Source organism: Heyndrickxia sp. FW510-T9, from assembly GCF_058781025.1.
In genome coordinates this window covers 17,794-28,950 of record NZ_JBYSWK010000043.1, presented here as the reverse complement: position 1 = coordinate 28,950, position 11,157 = coordinate 17,794, and the positions used below count along the sequence as shown (strand labels likewise).

Sequence of the window (11,157 nt, the reverse complement as noted above, 5' to 3'; positions counted from 1 at the left end):
ATGGTGTTTCAAGTTTTAATGGGCATACTGTCAGTTTGGTGGACATACGTTCCGCTATCTGTGACAAAAATGGTGTTTTCGCGTTTTTTGCGGACACACGTTCCTCTATTCAGCCAAAATGGTATCATTTTTGTATGATTTTTGCCAATTAACGTACCCTGTGTCCTCAAACACCTCCAAAATAGCATTATTTGTGCAAATAGCGGATTCTGTGTCCTCATAAAGTGAAAACAGGGGCAAAATAGACAAAAAAGCGCATGGATTACAATATAATCCATGCGCTCTTTTGTATTGTTGCAAATAATCCGTTCTTATTCGGAACGTTTCGGTCTGACCATATTAAGAAGTGGCTTATAATTTTCGCCGACTAAGTCGATGCTTTCCACGAATATTTCAATAGCGATTAAAAGGACAATTACTAATATGATGGAACCCCACATTGTGGACATCGAAAAAATAATACCAGCTAAACCAAACATTGCCGCAATTGCATAAATGATTAAGACGGTTTGTCTATGGGAAAAACCAAGGCGCAACAAGCAATGGTGTAAATGTGATTTATCTGGAGATGATATTGGTTGTTTGTTTGCTTTCCTTCGTATAATCGCAAAGAATGTATCTGATAGTGGCACCCCAAGGATGATAACCGGGATGACCAAAGAAAAAAATGTAATATTTTTAAAACCAAGTAGGGATAATACAGATATCATATAGCCTAAGAATAAGGCGCCTGTATCGCCCATGAAAATTTTTGCTGGGTGGAAATTGTAAAGTAAAAAGCCTAATGTACTTGCCAATAAGAGCGCACCAATTGCTGCTGCAAAGAAATTACCCATGATCACGGCCATAAAAGAGATGGTAATTAAAGCAATGGCTGAAACTCCGGCAGACAATCCATCTAGTCCGTCAATGAAATTGATGGCATTTGTTACGCCGACAATCCAAATGATCGTAAAAGGAATGGTAAATATGCCAAATTCAATTTTCCCACCAAAAGGAAGATTGATAAAATCAATTTGGATACCGCCCAAGACAACAACAAGGGCTGCAGCTATTTGACCGACTAATTTCCATCTTGGACTTAATTCGTATTTATCATCCAAAATTCCCGTAATAAGGATAATCACACTGCCAATGATAATCGGAAGCGCAGATACATGTAAGTCCGTTGGTTTTAAAATGAAATATCCGATAATAAAGCTTAGAAATATAGCTACACCACCCATTAGTGGCATAGGGCTCTTATGAATTTTTCTCTTATTTGGTTTATCTGTTACACCTAATTTAATGGCTAATTTTTTTATTAAAGGAGTAATTATTAGGGAACTAATAAAGCATATAAACATCGTTACATATAACATGTACATCCTCCTTATCAATATCGTGCCCAATAATCTCCTGAAAAAACAGGAAGATCTTTCTGAAATTCCTGCACATATCTATTATTCTAGTCGAATTTTGCAATCACAAAAAGTATAGCATATGGAGATTATGAAAAATAGATTAATTTTGTTTACATTTAGATTACAGCATGTTTATTAAATTTAAATTAATAAACTGGCCAGATGGAAACATGCAACTGTATTCCGTAGTTATTATATGTTCGACAACCCGCTTAATAACTAGCTTTTATGAGAACGAATAACAGCGAAACAAAATCAGACCAGCCAACAATGATATACTCGAGGCGGACAACACTCCGAAAATTATTTTGGTTTTATATTCACTTTATTCCGTTTTATTTTTTGTATGATTATTAACCCTGCAAAATGGGGTAATGCTAGCATGCGCTTCCATCTTGACGGTTGGTTCATAAGGCGATAAAACCATTCCAAATTAAGCTTTTGCCAAATTTCTGGTGCACGCTTCACATTTCCCGCAAGAATGTCAAAGCTTCCGCCTATCCCAATGAATATGCCCTTGTCAATTTTGTCTAAGTTCTCAGCAATCCACTGCTCTTGCCTCGGCACACCTAGTGCAACAAAAATCAAATCGGCATTTGCCGCTTGAACCGCTTCAACTATTGTCTGGTCATTCATATCAAAAAAACCATTATGGGAACCGGCAATTTCTAAATTTGGATATTCTTCCTTCAAATTTACTAGCATACGTTCTAATACAGTTTGCTCTGCGCCTAGAAAAAAAAGACGATATTTTTTTTCATTAGCAATCCGCAATAAATCTAACATCATGTCAAACCCTGTTACCCTTTCAGGCAAAGGTTGGTTCAACAACTTAGAAGCCAGAATTATGCCACTACCGTCTGCTGTGATGAAGTCAGCTTTCTCAACATATTGTTTGTACCGTTCATTTTGTTTTGCTTCCATAACGATGATCGGATTTGCGGTGACAATGAATGTTTTTTCTTGTTGCTGAATTCGTCCTTCCAACAGTTGGACAAAATCTTTTCTATTTATATCAATGAAAGGAATATCAAATATCGATACAAAATTTTGTGTCATTATTATCTCCTTATATATCCGTTAACTCAATTTTAGATATTATAGCATAAACAGATTTATTAGATATACGACAGATTCCCAAAACTTTCTACAAAAACCAACATAATTCACCAAATTCACGCCCTGAAAGCAGCATGGAGAGTGAATTTATAGCAATGATAAGTAGCCAGATTTCGATTTTTGTTAGTAGTGCTACCGGTACAAGCTTAGATATACCGAATAAAAGCACGTCCATCCTAATCCTAATCCTAATCTGGAAGGTTTTTTGCTTTTACTGGGAAAGCATGGTTTTCGATTTCTAAATTTTGAATCGTCTTTTTATGTGTATCTTTAATCGCATTCATGATATCCTGATCTGATTTCACGGTTGGTTGATTTCCTTTTTTCGTTCTTTTCAGTATCGACCTAGCAGATGATTGTGAATGAATGATGACCCATTGTCCATTTTTATACTCTAGTAGTAAATCAATAAGACCTAAGTGGCTTCCCCAACTCCCCGCTTGGACTGCAGGAACACCATTAATCGTCCCTTCTATATTATCAATGCCTGTAACTCTTCTATATCTAGATTTATCCGGGAAGACCTTATGTGAGTGTCCATACAAAATCGCATCAATACCTGGGACTTTACTAAGCGGATAAACCGAACTTTCTTCATTCATGTTTGCAGTAGAGGATAAGCCTGTATGTGCAAGCACAACGATAATATCTGCGCCATCCTCTTTCATTTTCGGAATAAGCTCTTTGGCTGTTGCGGTAATATCCCTAACTTTAACACGCTTTCCTAGTGCCCTTCTCTCCCAAATCATTACTTTTGGAGTGACAAACCCAATCACGCCAATCTTCAAATGATGATCAAATCCATTTATATCGGTCACTTTTTTATCTAAAATTACATATGGGTTAAAATAATGAATATCATTTATGTCAATTTCATCATGGTCATTAATATACAAATTTGCATTAACATATGGAAAATTTGCACCACTAATAGATTCCTGCAAAAATTCAAATCCGTAATGAAAATCATGATTTCCAAATGTTGCAGCATCATACCTTAACAGGTTCATTGCCTTATAAACTGGATGAGTTTCCCCATATAGGACTTTATTTTCTTTCACGACATAATCGGTTAATGAATTTCCTTGAAGCAAATCTCCATTATCAAATAACATAGTATTCAAAACTTCTTTCCGCGTTTGCTTAATAAGAGATGCCGTCCTAACCAATCCGAATTCATTTGTATAAGCCCCTCGTAAATAATCATAATTCAAAACATTTCCATGTAAGTCCGTCGTTTCTAATAACCGAAGATGAACAATAGAGGATGATACTTCCTCACTAAAAACCGCTCGATATGAAGTGAAAAAGGAGAATGATAAAATCAATGCAAATAGTAAATTTAATTTATTCAAGATGGGGTCAATCCCTTCTACAACATAGAAAAACGCAAGCACCACAGCACTGGAGATAAAAATGTCTGGAATAATAGTTTTTGCAAAAAGTAAGTTATCATTCCACAAATCAGGAAATTCTTCTATGGTGTCAAGCCTGAGTGAAATTCGCACTTCAAATTTCACCACCCTTAGACAATAACGTTTAGTGTCCACTCCTGATGTGCAAATATAAAAAAAAGGATCCAGCATAGCTGAATCCTTAAGTAATCACTTTTACAATGTTAATTGGAATTTATTGCGCAAAAAACGTACACAATAGTAGTTATTAAGCTGCTGAACTAACAGATGAGATAATTCCTCTCTTAACTAGTTCTGCTTGTGTTTGGTCATCAGCATGATACCCTTTTTCCAGTAAATCTTTGATATAAATTTTGTTGTAGACAAAAAAAAAATAATTCCAGGAATCCATGCACCAAAGCCAAATGTAAATGTTCCTACTAAAGCTGCAGTGATGAACATAATAACCGCCCACTTTAAGTCCCCTCTTATTAAAGCTGGGAAAAAACCAAAAAAGAAAGTAGTCCAGCTAAAACCAATCTTAACTGATTTTGATACACCTGCATCATTTGTTAATGTTCCACGCATAGTAATCCCCCAAATATAAAAGAATAATAAAATTCAATAAAAATTATACTACTTTTTTCTGAATTGTAAATTAATTTCCACAAGAAAGTAATATTACCTTAACTGTAAATTATTTCACCTTATCGCAAAAATGATTCTGCTAAATTAATAATAGGAAATTTACCTTATGATAGAGAATAATAATAGTATACATATAGAAAACAAAAGGAGCACCGATATAAACTTTTTATGACAAGATTTTTTGATTCTAGTAAAAACGCTATAATAAGGATATAAAGATCAAATTCATGATGGGGGAGTTATTCTTATGGAAGTAAATAATTCTGAACTTGCGGATATGGAGTTGGAAGCCAACATTAATACGATGTCAAAAATTGAAGTAATGGATAAATGGGTTGATACTTTTTCGGAGAAAATTAGTAGCTCTGAGATATGTAGAATAGTGGAGGAACTTTTCGACTTTGATTTAAGAGCGAAAACTCCTTTATCTGCAACAAATTTAGACACCGCTACTTCAGTAATTGATTCTTACTTGGAAATACATAAAAATAAAGTAACTGGTGCGGACATTCGGAAAATGATCAATGAGGTTTTTGGGATAAATTTAGATGCGATTGCATCCTTGGAAAAGGCAAGGATTTCGCTGTTTTCAAAGGATCAGTGGGTTGTTCATCATGATAAGGATTTATTTGTTGTCCATACTGGAGCAGGAGATGTGGATGCCTGGGTATATCCAACAGAGTATTTTATGAAGCAAACCGGTAAAGAGGAATTGCCTGCAGAATTACAAGAGATGTTAGTACAACTAGGGTACTCCTATAATGACGAAAAAGGGAAATACTACTATGCAAATCCAACGGGCCAAGCAGTTCCTGATTCTTTTAAGGGGAAAACCATTGGAGCGATTGTAAAAGTTATTCAGAATTCAAATCTACATATGTAAAGTTCGGGTTAGTGGGGCGTTTCCCCCATTAACCCGAACTTTTTTGTGTAAAAATAGTCTATCCACTTAAATAAGTATTTATTTCCCAAACGAAGATAGAAACTTAACACGGTCACCCATTGGCGGCGTATTGTTATCCACTAGAGCAATCTCTAATATAGCCGGTCCGTTTCCATTCATTAAGGAATGAATTACATCTTCCTTTAAGTCTGCCAATTCATTCACTCGATAACTTGGAATATTCATTGCCGCTGCCATTGCGGCGATATTGACTCCTTCTTGTTCAAAAGATGGATGGGTTCGTTTGAATTGAAGGGCATGTCCATGGTATACCATTCCCAAACGGGCATTGTTCATTATGACAAACAAAATTGGTAAGTTGTATTCTTTTGCTGTTAAAATTTCCATCCCATGCATGAAGAAGCATCCATCCCCTGTAATGCATACGACAGGTCGTTCTGGTTCCGCTAATTTTGAGCCGATGCTGGCGCCAATTCCGCTCCCCATTGCACCGAAATGAACATTGATGTTATAAGAATCTGAATCTAACACCTTCATGTATTGAATAATATAGGACATAAATTCACCAATATCTACCGTATATCTTGTGGTTGCAGGCAAATATTTCTGGAGATTTATCAGCACATTTTTTGTATTATATTCCTCATCTGAATGATGAGTATTCTTCTTAACAGGTACTGCGTTTGTCTCACTATAGCCTAATGCTCTTAATTCTTCTATTAGAAATGCTAAGCTTATATTGATATCTCCTAATACGGGGATATCAACTGGATATTTTCGATTAAAAACTGTTTCATCAAAATCCATTTGGACGGTGAAACGGTCTTTCGTAATATTACCGTTATAGTTATTGGTTGCTGTTTCCCCAAGACTTGAGCCGACTATTAATAATGCTTGTCCATCCCCATCATTAATCAAGGAAGAAGCCGCTTCATGTCCCGCAAAGCCAAACACGCCGGTAAGCAGTGGATGATCCTCCTTAATATATCCTTTTGCTTGTGGTGTCGTCATAATCGGCCACCCGAGAATTTCTGCTAGTTCCAATAACTGGTCCACGGAATTTCGAACACCTTGCCCTGCTAAAATATACCCCTTCTTCCTATTTGCTAACTGATTCGCTACTTCCTTGATAGTTTCAAGATTTGGAATGATCGGTTTTCTTTTTGGAGGAGCAGAAATGAGCTGATCTACTACTTCATGTTGAATATCAATCGGCATCGCAATATGGACTGGGCCAGGAACTCCTGAAATCGCAATTTCAGTAGCTTTTACAACCTCTTTCAGAAGATCCTTAGAATTTTTCACAGTTGTACTGTATTTAGTAATCGGACGAAAGATAGGCTCGGCATCTAATTCTTGCGACGCATTCAATCCAATTGTATTCACCGGAACGGCTCCCGTTAAAAATAAAACCGGTAAATGTTCGCGCATCGCATTTGCTGCACCTGTTACTAAGTTTGTTCCACCGGGGCCGCTACAACCGACACATACGCTTAGATGATTTGTATATTTTGCATAAGCAGCTGCCATATATGCTGCTGCACCTTCATGCTTCGTTACGATTGGGGTGATTTCTGGTATTTCCGTAAGTTCATCGAATAAAGCATTGACGGATCCTGCTGGAATTCCGAAGATATGTTTTACTCCATTTCCTTTTAAAAACTCTAGTACTGCACGTGCTGCTTTCATGAAAATTCCTCCTATACTTTGAGAAAAAATTAGCTTGCATAAATTGCACAGTAAGTCTTTTTGTGAGTTGGTGATTCCCCTTGAAGATCCTCCCTACGATCGGAAGGTGAATCACCAATATTCCTGCTTATTCTGTTTTTAAAAATAAATGGTGGTCAATCTTCTGAATAAGCCATAAACTTGCCCGTTAATAGTGAAAGACGAAGTAGTTCTTCCATATTGTACCACAAACGAATGCTCATGAAAGTTTAATAAGACCGTTACTTTTGAAAAATTTGTCCGCAATATCTTCTGCAGACATCGGTGGGCTAAAGTAATAGCCTTGCATTAAATAGCAGTTTCTATCATGTAGAAATTCCGCATGTTCCTTTGTCTCCACACCTTCCGCAATAACATCTAAATTCAAATTTTGCGCTAATGTAATAATGGTATTAGTGATAGCTGCATTATCATTATTCCAAGTCATATCTTGAATAAAAGATTTATCAATTTTCAATGTGTTAATTGGCAAATCCTTCAAATAACCTAGTGAGGAATAGCCTGTTCCGAAATCATCGATGGCAATATTAATTCCGATGTCTTTTAATTTTTCTATTGTTTGTACTGTTCTTTCGGTATTTTTTACAATATGATTTTCCGTAAGCTCTAGATGCAGATATTCTGGCGAAAGATCAGCATCCTTTAAAATATTTTTAATCATTGCAAACAAATTGTTCTCTTCAAACTGACGAACTGATAAATTAACCGCCATACTAATCGAAGGAAATCCTTGTTCCTTCCATATTTTCAATTGGCCGCAAGCCTCTTTCATAACCCACTCACCAATCATCACGATTAATCCGGTTTCTTCCGCAATCGGAATAAATTTATCCGGCGGGATAAATCCTTTTATAGGATGATTCCATCTTAGTAAGGCTTCCACTCCAACGATTTTTTTTGTTTTAAAATCGATTTGCGGTTGATAATAAACGGCAAGCTCTTTCAGGTCTAAAGCTTTGTATAACGCACTTTCGATTTCAACATTTTCTAATGTTTTCCGATTCATACCAGTACTAAAGAAATGATAGCTATTTCCCGAGATATCTTTCGCCTTATACATTGCTGTATCTGCATTCTTAATAAGAATCTCAGATGTTTCCCCATTATCTGGAAAAAGACTAATTCCTACGCTTGTTTTAATATAAACCTCATTATCCTTAATATTGAAAGGTTGGGAAAATGAAGCGATGACAAGTTTTACAACTTTTGCAACATCATTTTTCCCTTTAATATTAGGCAAAAAGATAGTAAATTCATCCCCGCCTTGGCGTGACACAGTAGCGCTTTTTGGCGTACAGGCGATTAATCGTTTGGCAACTTCGCGCAATAAAAGGTCTCCATAGCTATGTCCGAATGTATCGTTGATGTACTTAAAGCGGTCTAAATCGAGGTAAAGCACTGCCGCTTTTTCATGATGAATTCCGGCATAAGTTAGACCTTGATTAAGCCTGTCATTTAATAAAACCCTATTAGGTAAATCTGTGACATTATCAAAATAAGCATGATAACGAATCTTTTCCTCCATTTGCTTTCTTTCTGTAATATCTTTGAAGGTAACAACATAGCCAACCGTTTCATTTCCTTCTTTTATGGAAGAAATGACATATTCGACTGGAAAGCTTGTACCGTCTTTTCGAAAAAACTTTTCATCTGTATAATAATGGCTTCTTTTACTAGTCGAGTTTATTGGTAGTCCGTTTGTGTTCATGTTGTCGTGTATATTAAAAATAATACTGGACGATTTTCCAATGAGTTCCCCATTTTTCTCATATCCTAGCATTGATTCGCCGGCAGGATTGCAAAAGGTTAATTTCCCATCAAGGTCCAAACCAAATATACCCTCGCCTGCTGATTTAAGGATTAATTCATTTTCACGACTAAGTTGTTGTAATTCGGATACTACTTTCTCCAATTCTTTATTCTTTTCTCTAGCTTCTAATGTTCTCTCTTCAATAATAACCTCTTGTTTTTCCATATATAATAGATTGGACAACGTGGAGGCAGTTGCGTCAACGATCGATTGCGTAAGACGAATAGCAGCTTCGCGATACATTAGTCCACCTTCATCAAAATTGACAACGGCTATCACGCCTAATACCTCGCCCATGGTAACAAGGGGAAGCATGAAAAGCCCCTTCATACCAAACTCTCTGCAAAGTTCGTGATTTGGCCTTTCGTCAACGAATACATCTGGGATAAGCAGGGCTTTTTTCGTCCTAATAACTTCCTGAAATACTGGGTCATTATTTTGATCAATTTTGATTTTATTATGCGCCTTTATCCAATCTTCTTCTGTCCAATTGCTTCCCTTGCTTAATTTTGCCGGTTTCATGCTTCTCTCAGCAATCGGTTCAAGTAAGTGAACACCTATATTATCATTCTCCAGAACCTTACCAACGTAGGAAAAGCATTTGTCTAATGCTTCCTGTAGGGATGAACACATAGACAGATCTTGAGTTACGTCCAGTAATAATTGCTTTTCTGCAATCAGATTTTCCTTATACGTTAAATTGTTTGCATTTTGAATCGCAACTGCCGCCATGTTGACATATGCCTCAACAGATTGAATCTCTGACTCCGTTAAATTCATCGGAGTGCCATAATCAAATAGAAAAACAAGACCGAATAATTCATTTTCATATGAAATAGGAAGCACTAATAAAGATTTAATTTGAAATCCATCTACCGCTCTTGGATCTGGACGGTTGTCCTTTGATGTATCTGGTATGTAGATTGTTTGTTGTGTATCAATGACTTCCTTTGCAAGTAAGTCCATTTCCAAATCAATCACATGCATGTCGAGCGTCATTCCATTAATGATATTTGGTTTCCCTACATATCCCCTGAATGTTCCATTTTCCTGTGGTAAATAAATGCCCACAGAATCACATTGAACAATTTCTTCGGAGATGGCAGTAACTACATGCTCTAGCACTTCACGCAATTCAAGCTTTGTGTTAATCAACTTCGTTAAATTTGCGAGACGAGAATACCTCGATTGTTCCTTCCTCATTCACCTGTTCTCCATTCCCATAGTGAAATAAAAATCAAATTAAAACATCATTCATTGCCTAAAATATATAAAAAGCTATTTCCAATCATCATAAAAATACTCTTACTTATTATTTCGACAATATCCACCATTTTTTAAGCATTATTTTTAGGATTAGGGTCGATTTTGGAGGTATTTTTGCTATTTTTAGTGCAAAATTTTCGTTACCAATTTTTGCATTTTGATTCCTGGCACCCGTCGTGGACAAAAGATGGTTTTGTCCGCCTGTGGTGGACAAATGAATTTGAAAAGGGTCGGCTGAGCCGACCCTTTATATTGAAATTTTGGAGGGTGAGTTTTCACAATATATGCTCTCATTTTGGCATTATGATTATCAGTGTCATTGATTTTTCAGCTTATAGTGAGTAAATTTATCTTATCCATCTAATTTACTGTAAATATGTAAAAGCTGATTAAGCTCTTCCGCAGTTAGTTTTTCAAATAATTGCAGTCGTAATTGCAGTCCAGTTTCTTGAGCTATTGATAACATTTTGCAGCCATCATCCGTAATATTAAGATAAAGTGCTCTTCTATCGATTTTATCCCGTTCACGAATCACAAGCCCCTTTTTAATCAGCTTTTCCGATAGATGGGTTAATGTTGGTGGTGTAAGTCCTAATGCTCTCGCGATGTCGGAAGGACGGCTTTTGCCGTGTTTACTTAGATGACTTAATACTAGAATATGTGAAATTCCAAGATTTTCATTAAACATTTGATTCCATTGAATAATCAAGCTGTTGCTTATTTGTTCCATTTTATGAATCAGCTCAAAAATGGTTTGATTTTGATCCATGCTTTTCCTACTCTCTATTTTGATTTCTTCGGTATATTTTATCACAAAAAGAAACCCCTCTTAACAAGGGGCTACTTTTTGCTTTACAAAGTTATTTCCATACAGTTTACGATACT

General features: G+C 36.2%; 7 protein-coding genes and 1 pseudogene. 1 reads left to right on the top strand and 7 read right to left on the bottom strand.

Annotation, left to right across the window (positions count from 1 at the left end; translation table 11 throughout):
- Window positions 1-311: 311 nt before the first annotated feature.
- From AC3WJF_RS17900 to AC3WJF_RS17885, 4 genes and pseudogenes are all read right to left on the bottom strand, one after another.
- Window positions 312-1,361 (bottom strand): glycosyltransferase family 4 protein, encoded by a 1,050-nt coding sequence (locus AC3WJF_RS17900; protein ID WP_492454625.1) that lies wholly within the window; start codon window positions 1,359-1,361, stop codon window positions 312-314.
- A 345-nt stretch (window positions 1,362-1,706) separates the two neighbouring features.
- Window positions 1,707-2,462, bottom strand: a complete 756-nt coding sequence (locus AC3WJF_RS17895) for a WecB/TagA/CpsF family glycosyltransferase (RefSeq protein WP_492454623.1) — start codon at window positions 2,460-2,462, stop codon at window positions 1,707-1,709.
- Window positions 2,463-2,710: 248 nt separating this feature from the next.
- Window positions 2,711-4,030: a metallophosphoesterase gene (locus AC3WJF_RS17890; protein WP_492454622.1), complete on the bottom strand. Its 1,320-nt coding sequence runs from the start codon at window positions 4,028-4,030 to the stop codon at window positions 2,711-2,713.
- A gap of 154 nt (window positions 4,031-4,184) precedes the next feature.
- A pseudogene (locus AC3WJF_RS17885) lies at window positions 4,185-4,504 on the bottom strand (DUF2628 domain-containing protein).
- 307 nt (window positions 4,505-4,811) lie between these two features.
- On the opposite strand from AC3WJF_RS17885, the gene AC3WJF_RS17880 reads away from it, so the two are divergent.
- Window positions 4,812-5,447 (top strand): hypothetical protein, encoded by a 636-nt coding sequence (locus AC3WJF_RS17880; RefSeq protein ID WP_492454620.1) that lies wholly within the window; start codon window positions 4,812-4,814, stop codon window positions 5,445-5,447.
- A 78-nt stretch (window positions 5,448-5,525) separates the two neighbouring features.
- Here AC3WJF_RS17880 and AC3WJF_RS17875 read toward each other — a convergent pair whose 3' ends face one another.
- The 3 genes from AC3WJF_RS17875 to AC3WJF_RS17865 form a co-directional block, all read right to left on the bottom strand.
- Window positions 5,526-7,157: a thiamine pyrophosphate-binding protein gene (locus AC3WJF_RS17875; protein ID WP_492454618.1), complete on the bottom strand. Its 1,632-nt coding sequence runs from the start codon at window positions 7,155-7,157 to the stop codon at window positions 5,526-5,528.
- Between the two features lie 238 nt (window positions 7,158-7,395).
- The gene (locus AC3WJF_RS17870) at window positions 7,396-10,209 is read right to left on the bottom strand and encodes a bifunctional diguanylate cyclase/phosphodiesterase (RefSeq protein ID WP_492454616.1); all 2,814 of its coding nucleotides are present in this window, start codon (window positions 10,207-10,209) and stop codon (window positions 7,396-7,398) included.
- Between the two features lie 415 nt (window positions 10,210-10,624).
- Window positions 10,625-11,086: a MarR family winged helix-turn-helix transcriptional regulator gene (locus tag AC3WJF_RS17865; protein ID WP_492454614.1), complete on the bottom strand. Its 462-nt coding sequence runs from the start codon at window positions 11,084-11,086 to the stop codon at window positions 10,625-10,627.
- Window positions 11,087-11,157: the final 71 nt, after the last annotated feature.

Bases quoted from the DNA above. Each gene is read 5' to 3' on its own strand.
- AC3WJF_RS17895 (WP_492454623.1), bottom strand. From the start codon at position 2,462: ATGACACAAAATTTTGTATCGATATTTGATATTCCTTTCATTGATATA.
- AC3WJF_RS17870 (WP_492454616.1), bottom strand. From the start codon at position 10,209: ATGAGGAAGGAACAATCGAGGTATTCTCGTCTCGCAAATTTAACGAAG.
- AC3WJF_RS17880 (WP_492454620.1), top strand. From the start codon at position 4,812: ATGGAAGTAAATAATTCTGAACTTGCGGATATGGAGTTGGAAGCCAAC.
- AC3WJF_RS17875 (WP_492454618.1), bottom strand. From the start codon at position 7,157: ATGAAAGCAGCACGTGCAGTACTAGAGTTTTTAAAAGGAAATGGAGTA.
- AC3WJF_RS17900 (WP_492454625.1), bottom strand. From the start codon at position 1,361: ATGTTATATGTAACGATGTTTATATGCTTTATTAGTTCCCTAATAATT.